The sequence below is a fragment of the Alkalicoccus luteus genome (assembly GCF_052061695.1).
In the GTDB taxonomy this organism is placed as follows: domain Bacteria; phylum Bacillota; class Bacilli; order Bacillales; family Salisediminibacteriaceae; genus Alkalicoccus; species Alkalicoccus luteus.
The window spans coordinates 57,881-76,437 of sequence record NZ_JBPZEY010000012.1; the positions used below are offsets into that span (position 1 = coordinate 57,881).

Consider the following 18,557-nt stretch of genomic DNA (forward strand, 5'->3'; position numbering starts at 1 on the left):
TACTATAAGCTGACAGCGCTTACGCCCGAAGGAGGGAGATGCAGTGGCTTCCATTTCTGTATTGGAAAAAAAGGACTTTTTAAAGTGGTTTTTAGATAAGTATCAGCTGAAGCGGAGAGAGTGTGCCTGGCTCCTGAACTTTTTGATGAGTGATGACGTTTTGATGGAAAGGGTTCACTTCGTCGAGAAAGCCGAATTTTGTCCGAAGGCGCTTATGATTTCTGCTAATGACGTAGACCAGGTGCCCTTTGCTTTCCATAAAAATCAGCACGTTACGATGGACGCTGAGAAGTCATTTCACGATATCCGGCTGAACCGCAGCGAAGAGATTTTCATTCAGCTTAATTTTCAGGAGAAGCAGCTCGTTCCTGAGTATGCCGCCGTACTGGAAGAAAATCCGTACCTGCCGGATAATAAGGAAGAAGATGCTGTCACATCGCTTCTCGCGGAGATTGTGTTGGACCAGTCGCTCAGAACGCAGGAGATTGGACGTTTAGAAATGGATATTGACCGGGCTCTATCTGAAGGAGACCGTGAACAGTTTGAACGATTGTCAAAAAAATATGCTGAATTAAAGGCCCTTGAAAGCTAAGGGCCTTTATTCAGGGCATAAATCATATGATGTAATTAAGAAGAGGGAAGAAACAAAGGCCTGTAACCCCTCGGAAAGGACCGTCACGACGTTTTTTTCGAAGTACAGCTAGCCATCCTCAAAACGAGCGTTACGCATTTGGCGTCCGCGGCGAAGCAATCATATCCTTATTTATATAAGAGGTGTTACATAAGTTAGGGACAGTGAGCCGTCTCATCCGAGCTGACAGCTGCCGAAAACGGGGAACTCGGGACCTGGAAGATCAAGATGAGGTGAAGGTCTGGCATACAGCGGAAGAGACAGCCGAATTCGCCTCCTCTGGAAAGCGGGTGTCCGCAGACCAAGGCGGAAACCAAGATAGTTATTCATAAAGACGTTACCAACACTTGGAGTAACTAAAACAAAGCGAAAGGAAGGGTTCACTCATGAAATGGATTGGAAAGGACATGGATACATACAGGCAGGCTGCTGAATATATCGATACGGCGGTGATTCCATTGATTCCGGCAGCGCCGGGGAAAAAAATGAAAGATGCTGTGACCATGGCCGAGTTCACCGACTATTTAGCCGAATACGTTGAACAACAGTACACCGGCAGAGTATTTCTGCTCCCGCCGTTTACGTACCTGATGTCTGAGCCAGTGGCAGACCGTACAGAGCGGCTGCTAGGATGGCAGGAGGCATTCAGTAAAGAAGGATTCGCTCATTTTCTGTATTTGACAGCAGATATGGAGTGGCGGGCAGCTGATACGCAGGGAAAAGGGGAAATGGTGTGGGTGCCGTCTTTTCCGCTTAAAGGAATGGACGGCAGGGATAAGCTTAAGTCTATTGAGCAGCAAGCCCAGCAGATCATCCCAATTATGACAGATAAATGGGCGTCAGCAGGAAGAAATAACAGCTAACGCTAGCTGATGACCGCATGATCAACAGGCTCGAAAAAGCCTTTACAGCTCAAGAAGTCCAAAGCGCTTTCATACAATATTATTCTTGTAAAATGAATCCATTGATTTTATTGACACAGCTTAATCCAATAAGCTATGATTGGTATGTCTTAGTATGATTTTTTATAAAAGTGTGTGTAGAAACGGAAGTGAGGAGGGAAGGTTGTGAGCGAGAAGAACCACAGAGTCTCTAGACGCCAGTTCCTTACCTACACGCTTACAGGTGTAGGCGGTTTCATGGCAGCAGGAATGCTCGCTCCCATGGTGAGAATGGCCCTGGATCCAGCACTCGAAGCAGCGGGTGATTCAGAGTTTGTTTCTGTCGGCCTCAGCGAAGATGAAGTGACCGAAGAGCCACAGCGTGTTGACTTTAACGTAGAGCTTGATGACGGCTGGTATACGTCGGAACAAAGCCGATCGGCATGGGTGCTCCGGTACGAAGACGAGATTCTTGCGCTGTCACCAATCTGTACCCATTTAGGTTGTACAGTAAACTGGGGCACGAACGAAGACAATCCGGAAGAATTCTTCTGCCCATGTCATTTTGGACGGTTTGAACGGGATGGTACGAACATTCCGGGGACACCTCCTACAAGACCGCTTGACGTGTATGATGTAGAAGTTCGGGACGGAATGATTTATTTAGGTCAGATTAATCAGCGTGGTTAAATAAGGGGGGCCAGCTATGTTACAGAAAGTGTACGACTGGGTGGATGAACGGCTCGATATTACCCCTCTATGGCGCGATATTGCGGACCACGAGGTGCCTGAGCACGTTAATCCGGCCCATCATTTCTCAGCTTTTGTCTACTGCTTCGGCGGTTTGACGTTTTTTGTTGTCGTCATCCAGATCTTATCTGGAATGTTCCTGACGATGTATTATGTACCTGATATTATTCATGCATATGAATCTGTTTATTACTTACAAAACGAAGTTACCCACGGTATGATCGTCCGGGGTATGCATCACTGGGGTGCCAGTTTGGTTATCGTCATGATGTTCCTGCATACATTGCGGGTATTCTTTACCGGCTCTTATAAGAAGCCGCGTGAATTGAACTGGGTTGTCGGAGTGCTTCTGTTCTTCGTCATTCTCGGTCTAGGTTTCACAGGATACCTGCTGCCATGGGATATGAAGGCTTACTTTGCAACAGTAGTTGGACTCGAAATCGCGGAGGCAGCACCTTTTGTCGGTGAATTTGCCAGGGTACTGCTTGCCGGCGGTGACATCATCGGTGCGCAGACTCTCGCTCGATTCTTTGCGATTCATGTCTTCTTCCTTCCGGGAGCACTGCTCGGTCTGCTTGGGGCCCACTTCTTTATGATCCGTAAGCAGGGTATTTCCGGACCATTGTAAAAACAAAGATGAGGAGGGGACAATATGCATCGCGGAAAAGGGATGAAGTTTGTAGGCGACTCTCGAGTGCCTGCAGAACGTAAACCTAATATACCGAAGGATTACTCAGAATATCCGGGGAAAACAGAAGCCTTTTGGCCGAACTTCCTTCTGCGTGAGTGGATGGTCGGTGCCGTTTTCCTGATTGGCTTTCTCGTTCTGACGGTTGCCCATCCGGCTCCGCTTGAAGCGATTGCTGATCCGACGGAAACTGGCTATGTTCCTCTGCCGGACTGGTACTTCCTGTTCCTGTATCAGCTTCTGAAATATGAATTTGCTGCAGGACCGTACACGGTAATGGGAGCAGTTGTTATTCCAGGCGTCGCGTTTGGGGCACTGCTTCTCGCGCCATGGTTGGACGGCGGAAAAGAGCGCCGCTTCTATAAGCGTCCAATTGGTACTGGACTTATGATTTTAGGTGTTATTTCAATCATTTTCCTAACTTGGGAGTCTGTTGACCAGCACGACTGGGAAGCTGCAGAACAGCAGGGGCAGATTCAGGAGGACATGGAAATTGACGAATCGGCTGCCGGTTATGAGATTTATCAGACTCAGGACTCCTGTATCGGCTGTCACGGCGGGGATATGATGGGCGGCGCTGCCGGACCTAATATTTTCGAAAGTGACTATGATACGGATGAAGTAATCGACATCATTCAAAATGGTATTGGCGAAATGCCTGGCGATCAGTTCGAAGGCTCTGACGAAGAGCTTGAGACACTTGCTGCATTTATCGCAAATGACGGCCAGGATCCGGATAACGGTGACGGCGGCGATGATGAAGGTGACGATGAAGAAGATGAAGAAAATAGCGACGGCGAAGAGAATGAAGATGCCGGAGATAATGAAGAAGAATAAGTAAGAAAATGCCGGTGATAGTGTGTGTCACCGGCATTTTTCTATGTTTTTCTGTTAGTCAATAAAATGATTTTACTTGAAATGAGAGGAACGTCAAGTTTCTAAGCTGATTCGCAAGGTTAGTGATCGTGTTTGCAGTACATACATCCTGCAGCGGCTCGGGCATGCGTTCTGACAAGAAGGCGCTTTGCGCTTTTGTTCGTGGAGGCTGATCTATGGTGAAGGAATACTTATTTTACATATTGAAAGATCGTCGCTTTCTATGGGCGCTGTTTATCGTGAACCTTCTGGGAACGATCTATGGTTATATTTGGTATGAGGCGCAGCTGATGCAGACACCGTGGTATTTTCTGCCGTTCGTTCCAGACAGCCCTACAGCAAGCCTCTTTTTCACAATTGTGCTTGGTTGTTATCTCGCTGGCAGACAGTGGCCGTTGATGGAAGCACTGGCGGCGGTCACTCTGATTAAGTACGGGGTGTGGGCGGTTGTCATGAATTTGGCTGCCGGAGCAGCTGGAGATTCACTGAACATTTTACACTGGATGCTTGTATTCTCACATGCCGGAATGGCGCTTCAGGCTATTTTATATTTACCGTTTTATAAGATTAAACCGATTCACCTTATTTTAACCGGTGTGTGGACTGTCCATAATGATATGATCGATTATGTATTTGGCATGCATCCATGGATTTCTGCATCTCTGCAGCCTTATTCAGCTCAAATTGGATTTTTCACGTTTTGGCTTGGGCTTCTAGCGATCGTGCTTGTATTTTTTGGGGCCAATCAGAGCAGAAGTTTTGACTTTCATCTGAAGTCTGACTAAAATTAACCTTAGATATTATGTGAGGAGGGGGTTCATTCATGTTCGGATCAATGACGATGTTCCTGCTATATTTTGCAGCATTGATTGCGATTCCGCTTTGGGCGAATTCCAGAGTGAAGAGTGCCTATAAAAAATATTCACAAGTACCTGCTTCGTCTGGCATGACAGGTGCTGAGACGGCAAGAAAGATACTTGACGACAACGGTTTGTTTGATGTAACAGTGGAACCCGTTAAAGGGAAGCTTACCGACCATTACGATCCACGTACAAAAACAGTCCGGCTGTCAGAACAAAATTATTTTAAAAACTCCGTAGCCGGTGCGGCTGTAGCAGCACACGAGGTCGGCCATGCGATTCAGGACGCGGAGTCTTATTCGTTTTTGAAATTCCGGTCAGCCCTCGTACCGGTAGCAAGCTTTGGTTCAAACAGTGCGATCTTTTTCATCATTGGAGGCATGCTGCTCCAGTTCAGCGAGCTGATGCTGGCCGGGATCGTTTTAATGTCATTTGCGGTTTTATTTCAGCTTGTCACATTGCCAGTTGAATTTAATGCTTCTTCAAGAGCAATGAATCAGATCGTTTCAAGCGGAATTATCCGCAATGATGAAGAGCGCGAAACGAAAAAAGTGCTCAACGCAGCTGCACTCACTTATGTAGCTGGTGCACTCGTTGTCGTTCTCGAGCTGCTCCGCTTTGTTTACATGTATATACTCATGAACAATGATTAACTGATTATCACGGAAGCAGAGTTAAAAACGTAAGCAAAGGAGGGACTCTTCGCTGGAAGAGTCCCTCCTTTCATCGTAGTGGTAAAGTCTTTATTCGTGCATGCCTTCGTATCTGCTGGCAATCACTTTAGAGAAAAAGAACTCGCCGCCGGATCTTCGCTTCGTATTGAGCTTCCAGCAGGCGTGGCCCTCCGATAATGGCAGCTTACGGGATCGTAGACTGTTCTTATTTGAACAGGCCTAGCAGTATAAAGGTGTTTTTCCGCGGTGCTGTTGAAAAGCGTTCGCACAAGCAGAGCCGGATCTAACGACGTCGATTGAACAGAACGGCTTTGTCGACAGCCAAACAGGAGGGGCTGATCCAACAGAGAATCCAGCCCTGCTGGTCAGCATCGCGAATTATAAAAATATCATCATCGCTTTTTCACTTTGGCTGGGTTTTCCATCCAGCCGGAGAAGAGCTGTAGCTTAAGTGTGAACGGCTCTTTTTGCTACGAGATGTCTATCGGCCGCTTTTTCTCATCGAGCGTAAACCCTTCGCCCATTACATCCTGAACATCCTGCATCGTGACGAATGCGTGTGGGTCGGTGCGGGCAATTAAGTTTTTGAGACGTACCATCTCATTGCGGCCGACGACGCAGTAAAGAACTTCTCGAGCGTCGCCAGTAAAGGAGCCTTTTCCTTGCAGGAGCGTTGCACCGCGGTCCATTTCCTTTGAAATGGCTGCGGCAATTTCCGGTACTTTGCTGCTGATGATCATAGCTGCTTTTCCTGAATACGCACCCTGCTGAATGAAGTCGATCACTTTAGCAGCAACAAAAACGGCTACCAGCGTATACATCGCTTCGCGGTAGTTTAAATAAACAAGCGATGTGGTGATCACAGCAGCATCAAAGACGAACATCGTCCGGCCCATGCTCCAGCCGTAATACTTGAAGCCGAGCTTGGCAATAATGTCGACCCCGCCAGTGGTTCCGCCGAATCGAAAGACGATTCCCAACCCGACTCCAATAAATACACCTGCGAATAACGCTGCAAGTGTCATATCATCCTGAAGCGGAATCGACATCATCGGGTATGCCTGAAACAGCCATAAAAACAGCGACAGGGCAAAGGTGCCGATTAGCGTATACATGAAGGCATTCCGGCCAAGCACTTTCCACCCTAATAGAAACAGTGGAATGTTTAAAAGCAGATTGGAGTATGCAGGGTTGAAATCAAATACGAAAAACAAAATAAGCGTAATACCGGTAAAACCACCATCAGCAAGATTGTTTTCCATGTTAAAATAGACGAGTCCGAAAGATAAAATAGCAGTACCAAGTAAAATAAAAAAGATGTTTTTGATATGCACTCTGGCAATCACTTACAATCACCTCCGCCGCCGTTAATTATATGACAGTTGCGGACGGCTGGCAATCTGATTTCGAGTTTAATGAAAGGCGTGTTAAAAATGGAGAAAAAATCATTAGAGCAAATGCAGTCGGAAGTAGACGCGTACATAGGTCAATTTAAAGAAGGGTATTTCTCCCCGCTGGCTATGATGGCAAGGCTCACCGAAGAGATGGGGGAGCTTGCACGAGAGGTGAATCACTACTACGGAGAAAAGCCTAAAAAAGAATCGGAAGAAGAGAAAACCCTGACTCAGGAAACAGGAGACATATTGTTTGTTCTGATTTGTCTCGCAAACTCGCTCGATATTGATTTAGAGGAAGCGTTTAACCTTGTTATGCATAAGTTTGAAACGAGAGACAAAGACAGATGGACAAAGGTGGATGATGAATCATGATTACCGTTATGATTGCAGGACCGAGAGGGAATATGGGCAGAGAAGCTGTAAAGCTCGTGCAGCGGGAAGAGGGTATGAAGCTCACGGGCGTGATCGATTACAAATTTGGCGGGAAGACCATGCAGGATACTGGTCACATGGAGTCTCTCGACATTCCCGTTTTCGAAACGCTGGATGACGCTGCGAAAAATAAGCCGGATGTTCTCATCGATTTAACGAATCCGGAAACTGGTAAAAAGCATTTACGAAGGGCACTGGAGCTCGGAATCAGGCCTGTAGTCGGTACGACGGGCTTTACAGATGAGGATATTGAGGCATTGTCAGTGCTTGCACAGGAAAAAAAGCTCGGGGCTGTGATTGCACCTAATTTTGCAATAGGGGCAATTTTATTAATGAAGCTGTCGGTCATGGCTGCAAAATACATGCCGGAGGTGGAAATTATTGAGCAGCACCATGATCGAAAACTTGATGCACCTTCAGGCACGGCGATGAAGACAGCACAGATGATTTCAGACGTTCGGCCCGAAGCTTCTCAAGGACATCCGGAAGAGGAAGAGGCGTGGAAAGGTGCAAGAGGCGCAGACTATGAAGGAATGAAGATACACAGCGTCCGTCTTCCAGGACGAGTCGCACACCAGGAAGTTATTTTTGGCGGAGAGGGGCAGACGCTTACGATTCGTCACGATTCATTGAACAGAGCTTCGTTCATGCCAGGAGTAAAAATGGCTGTAGAGCATGCGGTCGCTGCTGCGGGGCTCGTGTATGGACTTGAAAATCTGATTGACTAACGGGCTGACGAGCCTGATAAATTAGACAGGAGGAACGAAAAATGAATATCGCCTGTATCGCACATGATAAGAAAAAGGATGATTTAGTCGCGTTCATGACAGCATATGAGCACATTTTTTCTGGGCATACGCTCTATGCTACGGGAACGACCGGTAAACGGATTATGGAAGCGACGAGCTTGAAACTTCATGCTTTCCAATCGGGGCCTCTAGGGGGCGATCAGCAAATCGGAGCGATGATCGCAGAAGACAGCATGGATGCTGTGCTGTTTTTTCGGGACCCGCTTACCGCGCAGCCGCATGAGCCGGATATTAACGCTTTGATCCGCCTGTCGGATGTATACAGCATTCCGCTTGCTACCAATATGGCGACAGCTGAAATACTCGTAAATGCGCTGAAGCGCGGGGAGCTGGAGTGGCGCCGCGTTATTTCCGAGCGTTCGAAAGGCGATCAGCATGACTGATACGTATCTGTGTATCGGCGCCCATCCGGATGATATTGAAATTGGAATGGGCGGCACGGCTGCCAGGCTGGCGGCATCTGGAGCAGAAGTAATCTTTGTTAATCTGACCCAGGCAGAGATGTCGTCAAACGGGAATCCGGAGCTTCGTCAGAGAGAGGCTGCAGCTGCAGCTGATATTCTGGGTGTTCATAACTCCAGCAGCCTTTCCTTTTCGGACAGGGGACTTCGACTGCAGGAACGAAATGTCCATGATGAGATCGTCAGGTTGATCAGAGAATGGCGGCCGCGCTGGCTCTTTGCTCCTTCTGTTCACGACAGGCATCCGGATCATCGTGACTGCTCGGACATTGTGCGCGAAGCATTCTTTTCGGGCGGCATACGCCGATATGGAAACGAGGCTGCTTTTCGTCCGGATAATTTATTTTATTATCAAATAAACGGCCCTGGCTCTCCTCAAATTGCAGTCGATATCTCGGACTGGGCAGACCGGAAATACGAGGCGCTGCGCTGCTATCGTTCCCAGTTTGAACAAGCGGGGGGCGTGAAGACCCCGTTAACGAACGGCTATTTGGAAGATGTAGAGGCGAGAGACAGATTGATAGGCAGAGAAGCAGGAGTCCAGTTTGCTGAAGGATTTACGTCAGAGAAACTGCCGCTTCTGAGCACGGGAGTTGATTTTATATGAAAATTGGTATTACATGCTACCCGACCGTTGGAGGGTCGGGTGTGATTGCTACGGAATTGGGAAAAGCACTAGCAAGAAACGGGCATGAGGTTCATTTTATTGCTTCCAGTATTCCTTACCGGCTCGATGAAGCTCAGGATGGCATTTATTTTCATGAAGTTCAGGTGAATTCATACGCCGTTTTTCAATATCCGCCATACGATCTCGCACTGGCAAGCAAAATGGCGGATGTCATTAAGCAGGAAAAGCTGGATGTGCTGCATGTACATTACGCTGTGCCCCATGCTGTAAGCGCCTTTCTTGCGAGCGAAATGACCGCTCACCCAGTTCGGATCGTAACAACACTTCACGGTACTGATATCACAGTGCTCGGGTATGATCCTTCCCTAAGCGACATCATCCGTTTTGGAATTGAACGATCCGACGAAGTTACTGCGGTTTCCAACGACTTAATCCGTCAAACGAACGAATTGCTTGATATAACCAAGCCAATTACACCTGTATATAACTTTGTTGATGACAGTGTTTACTATAAGCGGCAGGATTCGGGTTTGAAGAAGTCGCTTAGCATACCGGATGAGGTGCCGGTTATGACGCATGTATCGAATTTCAGAAAAGTAAAGCGTGTCGAAGATGTCGTTAAAACGTTTATGCGGGTCCGCCAGGAAATGGATGTGCGCCTTCTGTTAATTGGAGACGGACCTGAACTCCCTGTCATCCGCGCGATGGTTAAACAGGAAGGCCTTGAACCCTGGGTGCATATTACAGGTACACAAAAACGTGTAGCGGATCTGCTCTCGATCAGTGATGTGAAGCTGTTGTTATCTTCAAAAGAGAGTTTCGGACTGGTTCTCCTGGAAGCAATGGCGTGCGGCGTGCCGGTGATTGGAAGCAGTGCTGGTGGCATTCCGGAAGTAATCGAGGAGGGCGTAACAGGATACGTTGTACCAGTCGGCGATACAGAAGCAGCTGCCAGCAGAGCGCTTCACATGCTGGCCAACCCGGAGCTTCGTAAAAAGATGGGGGAAGAAGCAGTAAAACGGACTGCGGTAGCATTCAACAAACAGGCAATCGTAGATGACTATGTGAGGGTCTATCAAAAGGCGTGCAGCCGATGAGCAGGGTTGTTTCAACTGCCGTTGATATGATAAACGCTGTAAGAGAAGCTGGCTGGGAGTCCTGGATAGTAGGCGGGGCAGTCAGAGATACGCTCATGAAGAAAGAACCGGCTGACGTGGATATAGTCTCTTCTGCCGGAGAGGCTGTGTGGCAGAAGCTGTTTGGACGAACGGTTCGTGTTGGCCGTCGCCATAACACTTTTCTCGTTTTTTCGGGCCGAATCCCGTTTGAAGTTACTCCCTTAAAAGGAGCGACCATTGAAGAGGATCTTTCAAGGCGTGATTTCTCCTGCAACGCGGCAGCATTTGATTCAAAAGGAGCTTTGATTGATCCATTCGGAGCAGAACGTGCGGTGACAGAAAAGCGGCTTGCCGCTCCGGGTGATCCTTCCGTTATGTTTCAACAGGACAAACTCAGGTTGCTTCGAATGATCCGTTTTGAGATTTGTCTTGGATTTAAAGCGGATGACCTGCTTGAACGAGCTTTTCAGGTACATGCACATTCATTTTTTGCTGTACCAGAGCGAATTCAAAAAGAACTGGATACAATTCGGGCATGCATCTCATCGTCAAAGCTGCTTGGAGCATATGAGCAGCGGGCAGCCAGCCTGCCTGAATCGTTTCGTTTCTCTTACAATCCTCAACACAGGGAGTTCGTGGATTATCCACTCTCCGCATTGGCCTGGAGCCTGATGCTCACAGATGGGGATGACAAAAAAGGGCGGGAGTTAGGATTCGGGCGCCGTTTAAGAAAAATGACAGGTAAAGCTGCCGATGCTGCAAATACATATCCCTGGTCAAACGAAGCGTTATATTACTATGGAAAGGAAGCGGCAGTTGCGGCAGCTGAACTTCTTCCTGAAAAGAACGGCGCAGCGTTAACCGAAAGGAGATATCAGCTTCTGCCAATTAAGCACCGCAGAGAGCTTGCCCTTAACGGAGAGGATATTTCCCTTTTCGCAGCATCAGATCGTAAAGCAGTACTGGAGGCTTGTGAAAGATACGTGCTCCAAGGCGGAAAGAACGAACGCGAAAGCTTGCTTCGCTATGCAAAGGAGAGACAAATGGAATGGGAGCAGAGGAAACATTAAAGCTGCTGAGGCAGTCATCCACATATGTGTCAGGAGAAAAGATAAGCAGCTCGCTGAAGTTATCACGCACAGCGGTCTGGAAACATATTCAAAGCTTACGAGCAATGGGCTACGACATTAAAGCGGTCCGGAACCGGGGCTATCTGCTGGTGGATGAAACAGCAGTTTTATCTCCGGATAAGCTGCAGGCACGGCTTGATGAAGCCGGGGTGCCTGTTACTATCGACCACACGCCTTCCCTTCCTTCAACGCAGACTAAAGCGATGCGATTAGCTGCGGAGGGGGCGCCTGCGTACACGGTGGTATCTGCTGATGAACAGACCGGCGGAAGAGGGCGGCTCGGCCGGCCCTGGAGTACCCCATTCGGTACAGCATTAGCTATCAGCATTATCTTCCGTCCGGAAATGGACATGCGTGAGGCGCCAACGGCCACACTAACCGCTGCAGCCGCCGTCGCAGAAGCACTGGAAGAGATGAACTTCAGACCGCAAATTAAATGGCCGAATGATATTCTGCTGAATGGCAAAAAAGTTTGCGGCATTTTAACGGAAATGCAGGGCGAGGCGAGCCGAGTATCTTCATTAGTGATGGGGATTGGAATCAATGTTAACACCGAACAATTTCCTGAACAGCTCCAGGAAATCGCTACGTCACTCGCGATCGTGCGCGGTGCCCCTGTAAGCCGGGAAGAAACAGCTTTTCATTTACTAGCGGAGCTGTACGAGAGAATGATTCAGTTTCAGCTCGACGGATTTCAAGCTGTCCGGCCTCTATGGGGAAAACATGCGCTCTCCTATACAAAGCCAGTGACAGTCGTGCAAAACAGGCAGCGGGTTACCGGTATAATGAAAGGAATTGAAACGGACGGGACGCTGCTTTTGGAAGCTGAAGACGGAACAGTCCATTCCATTGTTTCCGGAGATATTGAAGGCATCTGACTTCGACGCAGAGAGGGGATTCTGCTATAATGACGATTGGACAGCATCCGATAAATTGGAGCTGTACCAGGAAGACCAGACAAATTTTACATGTCTGCCTCGATCCATTCAGCGGACGGGGACAGAAGGTGGTGCGCAGTCTGCGCAGCCCTTCTCTTTTAAGAGCGGAGGGGAAAATATGAAAAAAACAACACTTGGCTTTAAAAAACTGAAGCAGCAGAACGAGCGCTGCGTCATGGTAACTGCCTACGATGCGCCAGGTGCACGGGCAGCCGAAGCAGCCGGTGTAGACTTGATTTTAGTAGGAGATTCACTCGGCATGACAGTGCTCGGCTACGACACAACAACGCATGTGACGACGAGTGATATGATTCACCACACGCGGGCCGTCAAACGAGGGGCCGGCAATACGTTCATCGTCACGGATATGCCTTTTCTAACTGCTCAAGGCTCCGATGATCGAACGCTTGATGCAGCACTTCGGCTTATGCAGGAAGGCGGGGCTGACGCTGTTAAAATCGAGGGGGCAGGGACAGTTTTTTCGAAGATTCGCATGCTGACGGAAGGCGGCATTCCGGTATGTGCCCACTTAGGTTTAACCCCGCAGACAGTAGGCGTTGATGGCGGGTACCGCGTACGCGGTCGAACACAGGCAGAAAAGGACAAGCTGATGAAGGAAGCGTTTGAAGCAGAACAGGCAGGGGCATTCATGCTCGTACTTGAATGTGTCACGGAGGAGACAGCTGAAGAAGCTGCCCGTCAGCTGGACATTCCCGTGATAGGAATCGGTGCAGGCCGTTGCACAGATGGGCAGGTGCTTGTGTATCACGATATTATCGGTCAATTTAATGGAAAACAGGCGAAGTTCGTTAAACAATATGCAGATGCAGGCCAAATGATTGAAACAGCGCTTTGCAGCTATGCCAAGGAAGTCAGGTCCGGCGCCTTTCCTGAAACGTCGCATACGTTCGAACCGATGGAAAATCCGGAAAGTCTTTACGGTGGATCAAAATGAAGGTGCTGAGAACGATTCAAGAGCTTCGATCAGCGCTTGATCAAGAAGCCTCCCCGACAGCATTTGTGCCAACGATGGGAGCCCTTCATGACGGACACCTGGCCCTTGTCAAAGAAGCGGCATCAGGGCATGTGGCAGTCGTAATGAGCATTTTTGTAAATCCGCTGCAGTTTAATGATAAGCAGGATTATGAGGGCTATCCCGACACGCTTGATGAAGATATCCGTCAAGCGGAAGCAGCAGGGGTCACCCATTTGTTCCTGCCTGATCTGCACGAACTGTACCCTGCTGGTCCGGAAGGCATGTCGACCTTTATCCATGTTACCAAAGGGGTGGAAGTGCTCTGCGGAGCCCATCGTCCGGGTCATTTTGATGGCGTAGCGACTGTCGTTATGAAGCTGCTGCAGATCGTGTCACCTGACTGGGCTTACTTCGGACGTAAAGACGCACAGCAGGCAGCTGTTATCGAAAACATGGTGTCTGATTATCATGTGCCAGTGAAGATCATCACTGTACAAACGGTCCGCGAAACGGATGGGCTTGCGATGAGTTCAAGAAATGTCCGGCTTCGTCCCGAGGAGCGGAAGGATGCTCCTAACATATACTATGCTCTGCAAACGATGAAAAACGTTTATGAAGAAGAACCATTTTCTCCAGAGTCGGGTCGAACGATGCTGCAGAAATTTGTAAAGGGAACGGTAGAGTACGCGGAGGTAAGAACGTATCCCGGGCTGGAGCTTCCAGCTGAGAACTATCGTGGAACCCTGCTGCTTGCCTGTGCAGTTCAATATGACCAGGCGCGTCTGATTGATAATATTATGTGGACCAGAAAGGAAGAAGATCATGTTTCGTGAAATGATGGGGGCTAAGCTTCACCAGGCTGTCGTAACAGAAGCAAATTTGCAGTACGTAGGCAGTATTACCATTGATCAGGATCTGCTGGATGAAGTAGGGCTTTTGGAGAACGAAAAGGTTCAGGTTGTAAACAATAACAATGGCGCGAGGCTGGAAACGTATATTATATCTGGTGAACGCGGCAGCGGAACCGTCTGTTTAAACGGGGCAGCTGCTCGGCTTGTTCAGCCGGGAGATCGTGTAATCATCATTTCCTATAAATGGATGACAGAAGAAGAAGCGTCTGTACACGTACCGAATGTCGCCATATTGGATGATGAAAACCGGATTGTAGAAAAAATGGGAACAGAGCCTGCCGGAACGATACGCTAAAGGCTGACAGTACTATGGAGAAGGTAGGGAATGATGTTGTCTAAATTTGTAGTTATGGATCTGGAAACAACAGGCGTGTCTCCCGCAGAGGGTGATCAGATTATCCAGATTGCCTATGTGGTGATTGACAATGGGGAAAAAATAAAGTCCTTCTCAAGCTTTATCAGCGGTGCGGCATACATTCCGGACTTTGTGCAGCAGCTCACTGGCATATCGCTTGAGGATCTGGAGGGAGCGCCTGCTTTCGAGGATGTTGTCCCTGAAGTGCTTACGGACTTATCTAACGCCTGTTTTGTCGCCCATAATGCTGATTTTGATCTTCCCTTCTTAAACGAAGCGCTGGAAGAAGCGGGATACACTTCTTTTGAAGGACCGGTCGCTGACACGGTCGAACTAAGCCGCATATTTTTCCCTTCAGAAGACAGCTTCCGGCTGGGTGAACTCTCCGCTTCTCTGGGCATCTCTCATGATAATCCGCATCAGGCCGACAGCGATGCGGAGGCGGCTGCCGATTTATGGCTCCGCATACATAATAAATTACAGCAGCTTCCCGCAGCAGCGTTAAAGCATCTCCTTTCTCTTTCAACCAGCTGGAAAAGTGACATGTATCCGATCGTAGCAGAAGCTTATGAAACGGCATCCGGGGCAGATGAAGCCGAGTCGGAAACCGAAACATATCGGGGCATAGCAGTAAGAAAGCCAGCTAAAGCTCCGCGGAGAAATCGGACAGAGCCTGTTCAGCTTAAAGAAGTACTCGCTACCTTTCAACAGCAGGAAACCATGGAGGCCATTTTTCCTGGCTACATTTACCGTTCCGGCCAAGCGGACATGATGACATTTACAGATACTATTTTTTCTGAGAATGAGACCGGATTAGCAGAGGCAGGCACAGGGACTGGAAAAACGCTGGCCTATTTAATTCCCGCAGCCGTTCATGCTTGGAATAATAAAGAGCGGATCGTTATCAGCACGGAAACCATCCAGCTGCAGGAACAGATTCTAAAAAAAGAAATACCACTGCTGGAGAAGCTGCTTCCTTTCAGACCAAAAACGGCACTCTTAAAGGGGCGGCATCATTATGCGTGCTTGCAGAAAGTAGAAAGGCTGTTGGAAAACCAGCTGCATGAAAGCTATGAGACGATGCTGGCTCGCTCCCAGCTCCTCATCTGGCTGACGGAAACGACGACAGGTGACCTTGAGGAGCTTAACCTTGCTGCAGCTTCGCAGCTTTTTATGAAAGAAATTGCGAGTGACCCGGAGTCGTGTTCTTCGCCTGACTGCCCCTGGTTCTCACGTGATTATTACCAGCGCGCTAAGCAGCAGGCTCGCGAGGCGGACCTTGTTATCACCAATCATGCGCTGCTTCTGACAGATATCGCACATGATACACAGGTCATTCCGGCATACCGGAAAGCCGTGATTGATGAAGCTCATCATTTATCAGAGGCCGCTTCCAGACAATTTGGGATTTCACTTGAATATGCTGATATGGCCAGACTTCTGAATGAATTCGCTGGCAGAGATAGGGATCAAAAAGGCTTGCTAGAGCGGGCGCTGGAGCACCTTCCAGCACAACTAAGCAGATTAACGACTGCTTTTGAGGATGCAAAGCAGGAATACCATGATACATTTTTAATGATGTACCAGTATTTGTCGCATGGAGCAGGAACCTCTGAAAGCGGCGGAAGAGCACGAACGGTTCACATGGACCGCAGATGGGCGCAGGTCCAGGATACAGCAGCCAGGTTTCGTGCGGTCATGCAGGATATTCTCGATGAATGGGTTTTTTTGCAGCAGGAAGCTTCAGAGAAAGATCTGCCGAAACTGACAGCGTTTTTTCAGGAGCTAGAGGATAAGCTCCACCTCGTGGAAAAGCTTATTCTCCAACAGCAGGACGGGTATGTTTACTGGCTGGAAAAGTCCGCTAAAGGACCGAAGCAGTCCATTACGGTTTATTCAAGCCCGACTGAAGTCGACCATCTGCTTGCCGACCGATTCTTTCGTAAAAAGAAAAGTGTGCTGCTGACGAGCGCCACCATGACAGTCGATAAAAGCTTCGCCTACATGATCGATGAGCTGGGGTTGGAAGATTTTGAAATCAGGACTCTGCAAGTTGCATCTCCTTTTCGCTGGAAGGAACAAGCAGCTATTTTGATTCCAGAGGATATGCCTCATATCAAAGACGATGGAGAAGAGCTGTATATTGAAGCACTTGTTGAAACAGTGTATAGGCTTTCGAGTGTCACTAAAGGTAAAATGATGGTATTGTTCACCTCTTATGATATGCTCCGCCGTGCCTACCGTCTGCTGCAGCCAATGCTCGACGAAAGCTATCTTCTAATCGGGCAGGGCGTCCAGTCTAAAAGCAGAACAAAACTGGTTAAAATGTTTCAGCAATTTGACCGGAGCATTCTCTTTGGCACGAGCAGTTTTTGGGAAGGAGTCGATATACCAGGCGATGATCTTTCGGTTCTCGTTATGGCAAGACTACCTTTTCCGCCTCCGGGAGACCCAGTTTTTCAGGCAAAAGCAGATAAACTGAAAGAAAGCGGTGGGTCTCCATTTATGAAGCTGTCGCTTCCAAAAGCGGTTCTCCGATTCAAACAAGGCTTTGGCAGACTGATTCGGAATGAAAAGGATTCGGGCCTCATTGTCGTTATGGACAGAAGGATTATCACAGCGCGATACGGACGGAAGTTCTTAAAATCGCTTCCGGAAGACGTTGCCGTGTATGAAGAGTCAATATACGATTTGGAAAGCCGGGCCGAGGTCTGGTTCAGGAAGGAGCTGCAGGAATGAAGGCAACAGTCATAAAAAACGGTATTCTGCTGACTCCTGGGCAACCGGCTGAGAAAAAGGATATTCGGATAGAAGGAACAAGCATTACGCGGATTGAACCGGACTTAGAGCCGTTAGATGAAGATCATGTAGTAGATGCTGCAGGCAGGCTTGTGACACCGGGTTTTGTTAATACACACACTCATACAGGCAGCACGTTATTAAGAGGTGCAGGCGGAGGTCTTCCTCTGCAAGAGTGGCTTAAAAATGTCATGTGGCCGGCGGAAGGTCAATTTACTAGTGATACCGTTCGTGCGGCCTCCAACCTTGCTATGGCTGAAATGATCCGCAGTGGAACAACGATGTTTATGGATATGTACCATCTGGATATGCTGCATCTTGCGGAACGGGTTACAGAAGTAGGAATGAAGGCTGTACTGGGCAGAGGAATGATCGCCCTTGATGGGCGCTGGACAGAGAGGCTGAAGGAGTCAGAAACGCTTATACAGACCATTGAAGCTGATACTAGCGGTCTTGTTCAGGCTGCGGTATCGCCTCATGCCCTTTATACTTGTCCGCCTGACTTTATTTACAAGGCAGCTGAGCTGGCTGATCAATATGATGTTGTTCGGCATACACATATGTCTGAAACAGCATCGGAAGTCTCCGATCACCTCGCGAAGCATGGTATCACGCCTTGCCGGCATTTATATGAGCTTGGATTTCTAACGCCTCAAACAGTGCTTGCTCATGCCGTACATGTGACGGAAGAAGATACTATTCTGTTGCAGGAAAGCGGAGCTTCCATATCACATAACCCACGCTCCAATTTAAAGCTGGGGTCGGGGATTGCTCCTGTCAGCAGAATGCTGGAAGCAGACATCCGGATCGGAATCGGCACTGATTCAGCAGCAAGCAACAATCGTTTAAGTGTATTATCAGATATGCAGACTGCAGCAATCCTTCATACTGGTGCAGAAGAAAACAGCACGGCAGTGCAGCCGGCGGACTGGTTGAGAGCTGCGTGGAGAACGGGAGCTTCCATGCTCGGTTTCTCCAATACAGGCGAACTAAAAACGGGGAAGGCCGCAGACATCGTACTATTAAGGACAGACAGGCTGCACATGTCGCCAGACTTGGAACAGCGTGCTGAGGATCATCTGCTCTATGCAGCTGAATCCTCTGATGTGACAGACGTCTGGTGTAATGGACGAGCGTTGATGCGTGAAGGAACGCTTCTTACGATCGATGAAGAGAAGGTACGTGCCGAAGCAGAATCAGAGTGGAGAAAAATTGCGGAATCAACGTCCTGACAGGACCAGGT

At 48.5% G+C, this 18,557-nt stretch carries 20 protein-coding genes; 19 read left to right on the top strand and 1 reads right to left on the bottom strand.

Annotated features, from left to right (window positions below; genetic code table 11):
- Nucleotides 1-43 precede the first annotated feature (43 nt).
- The 7 genes from ACSZLD_RS14710 to ACSZLD_RS14740 all read left to right on the top strand — a co-directional run bounded on the left by ACSZLD_RS14710 (nt 44) and on the right by ACSZLD_RS14740 (nt 5,339).
- Nucleotides 44-592: a ReoY family proteolytic degradation factor gene (locus tag ACSZLD_RS14710; RefSeq protein WP_377908519.1), complete on the top strand. Its 549-nt coding sequence runs from the start codon at nt 44-46 to the stop codon at nt 590-592.
- A gap of 425 nt (nt 593-1,017) precedes the next feature.
- Nucleotides 1,018-1,494 (top strand): YpiF family protein, encoded by a 477-nt coding sequence (locus ACSZLD_RS14715; RefSeq protein WP_377908518.1) that lies wholly within the window; start codon nt 1,018-1,020, stop codon nt 1,492-1,494.
- Between the two features lie 204 nt (nt 1,495-1,698).
- Nucleotides 1,699-2,202 (top strand): QcrA and Rieske domain-containing protein, encoded by a 504-nt coding sequence (locus ACSZLD_RS14720; RefSeq protein ID WP_377908516.1) that lies wholly within the window; start codon nt 1,699-1,701, stop codon nt 2,200-2,202.
- 16 nt (nt 2,203-2,218) lie between these two features.
- A complete protein-coding gene (gene qcrB, locus ACSZLD_RS14725; protein ID WP_168007458.1) occupies nt 2,219-2,890 on the top strand; it encodes a menaquinol-cytochrome c reductase cytochrome b subunit in 672 nt (223 codons plus the stop codon).
- A 24-nt stretch (nt 2,891-2,914) separates the two neighbouring features.
- The gene (locus ACSZLD_RS14730) at nt 2,915-3,787 is read left to right on the top strand and encodes a menaquinol-cytochrome c reductase cytochrome b/c subunit (protein WP_377908515.1); all 873 of its coding nucleotides are present in this window, start codon (nt 2,915-2,917) and stop codon (nt 3,785-3,787) included.
- Nucleotides 3,788-4,002: 215 nt separating this feature from the next.
- Nucleotides 4,003-4,611 (top strand): lipoprotein heptaprenylglyceryl N-acetyltransferase LhaT, encoded by a 609-nt coding sequence (gene lhaT, locus ACSZLD_RS14735; protein ID WP_444685626.1) that lies wholly within the window; start codon nt 4,003-4,005, stop codon nt 4,609-4,611.
- 38 nt (nt 4,612-4,649) lie between these two features.
- Nucleotides 4,650-5,339 (top strand): zinc metallopeptidase, encoded by a 690-nt coding sequence (locus tag ACSZLD_RS14740; RefSeq protein WP_377908513.1) that lies wholly within the window; start codon nt 4,650-4,652, stop codon nt 5,337-5,339.
- A gap of 491 nt (nt 5,340-5,830) precedes the next feature.
- On the opposite strand, the gene ACSZLD_RS14745 is transcribed toward ACSZLD_RS14740, so the two are convergent.
- A complete protein-coding gene (locus ACSZLD_RS14745; protein WP_377908512.1) occupies nt 5,831-6,706 on the bottom strand; it encodes a YitT family protein in 876 nt (291 codons plus the stop codon).
- A gap of 87 nt (nt 6,707-6,793) precedes the next feature.
- Between ACSZLD_RS14745 and ACSZLD_RS14750 the strand changes: the two genes are divergently transcribed.
- The 12 genes from ACSZLD_RS14750 (at nt 6,794) to ACSZLD_RS14805 (ending at nt 18,546) form a co-directional block, all read left to right on the top strand.
- Complete coding sequence (locus tag ACSZLD_RS14750; RefSeq protein WP_444685627.1) at nt 6,794-7,129, top strand: nucleotide pyrophosphohydrolase; 336 nt, start codon at nt 6,794-6,796, stop codon at nt 7,127-7,129.
- A complete protein-coding gene (dapB, locus tag ACSZLD_RS14755) occupies nt 7,126-7,917 on the top strand; it encodes a 4-hydroxy-tetrahydrodipicolinate reductase (protein WP_377908510.1) in 792 nt (263 codons plus the stop codon). Before ACSZLD_RS14750 ends, dapB begins: the two co-directional genes overlap by 4 nt.
- 41 nt (nt 7,918-7,958) lie before the next feature.
- Nucleotides 7,959-8,381 carry a methylglyoxal synthase gene (gene mgsA / locus ACSZLD_RS14760; protein WP_377908509.1) on the top strand — a complete coding sequence of 141 codons (423 nt, stop codon included), beginning with the start codon at nt 7,959-7,961 and terminating at the stop codon, nt 8,379-8,381.
- Nucleotides 8,374-9,066 carry a bacillithiol biosynthesis deacetylase BshB1 gene (gene bshB1 / locus ACSZLD_RS14765; protein WP_444685628.1) on the top strand — a complete coding sequence of 231 codons (693 nt, stop codon included), beginning with the start codon at nt 8,374-8,376 and terminating at the stop codon, nt 9,064-9,066. Before mgsA ends, bshB1 begins: the two co-directional genes overlap by 8 nt.
- The gene (gene bshA, locus ACSZLD_RS14770; RefSeq protein ID WP_444685629.1) at nt 9,063-10,184 is read left to right on the top strand and encodes an N-acetyl-alpha-D-glucosaminyl L-malate synthase BshA; all 1,122 of its coding nucleotides are present in this window, start codon (nt 9,063-9,065) and stop codon (nt 10,182-10,184) included. Before bshB1 ends, bshA begins: the two co-directional genes overlap by 4 nt.
- Nucleotides 10,181-11,275 (top strand): hypothetical protein, encoded by a 1,095-nt coding sequence (locus ACSZLD_RS14775; RefSeq protein ID WP_444685630.1) that lies wholly within the window; start codon nt 10,181-10,183, stop codon nt 11,273-11,275. The genes bshA and ACSZLD_RS14775 overlap by 4 nt, the downstream gene beginning before the upstream one ends.
- Nucleotides 11,254-12,213, top strand: a complete 960-nt coding sequence (locus ACSZLD_RS14780) for a biotin--[acetyl-CoA-carboxylase] ligase (protein WP_444685631.1) — start codon at nt 11,254-11,256, stop codon at nt 12,211-12,213. The genes ACSZLD_RS14775 and ACSZLD_RS14780 overlap by 22 nt, the downstream gene beginning before the upstream one ends.
- Nucleotides 12,214-12,391: 178 nt before the next feature.
- Entirely contained in the window at nt 12,392-13,228 is an 837-nt protein-coding gene (panB, locus tag ACSZLD_RS14785; protein ID WP_444685632.1) for a 3-methyl-2-oxobutanoate hydroxymethyltransferase, read from the top strand.
- Nucleotides 13,225-14,082 carry a pantoate--beta-alanine ligase gene (panC, locus tag ACSZLD_RS14790; RefSeq protein WP_377908503.1) on the top strand — a complete coding sequence of 286 codons (858 nt, stop codon included), beginning with the start codon at nt 13,225-13,227 and terminating at the stop codon, nt 14,080-14,082. Before panB ends, panC begins: the two co-directional genes overlap by 4 nt.
- Entirely contained in the window at nt 14,072-14,455 is a 384-nt protein-coding gene (gene panD / locus ACSZLD_RS14795; protein ID WP_444685633.1) for an aspartate 1-decarboxylase, read from the top strand. Before panC ends, panD begins: the two co-directional genes overlap by 11 nt.
- 30 nt (nt 14,456-14,485) lie before the next feature.
- Nucleotides 14,486-17,254, top strand: a complete 2,769-nt coding sequence (gene dinG / locus ACSZLD_RS14800; RefSeq protein WP_444685634.1) for an ATP-dependent DNA helicase DinG — start codon at nt 14,486-14,488, stop codon at nt 17,252-17,254.
- Nucleotides 17,251-18,546 (top strand): amidohydrolase, encoded by a 1,296-nt coding sequence (locus tag ACSZLD_RS14805; protein ID WP_444685635.1) that lies wholly within the window; start codon nt 17,251-17,253, stop codon nt 18,544-18,546. Before dinG ends, ACSZLD_RS14805 begins: the two co-directional genes overlap by 4 nt.
- Nucleotides 18,547-18,557 lie beyond the last annotated feature (11 nt).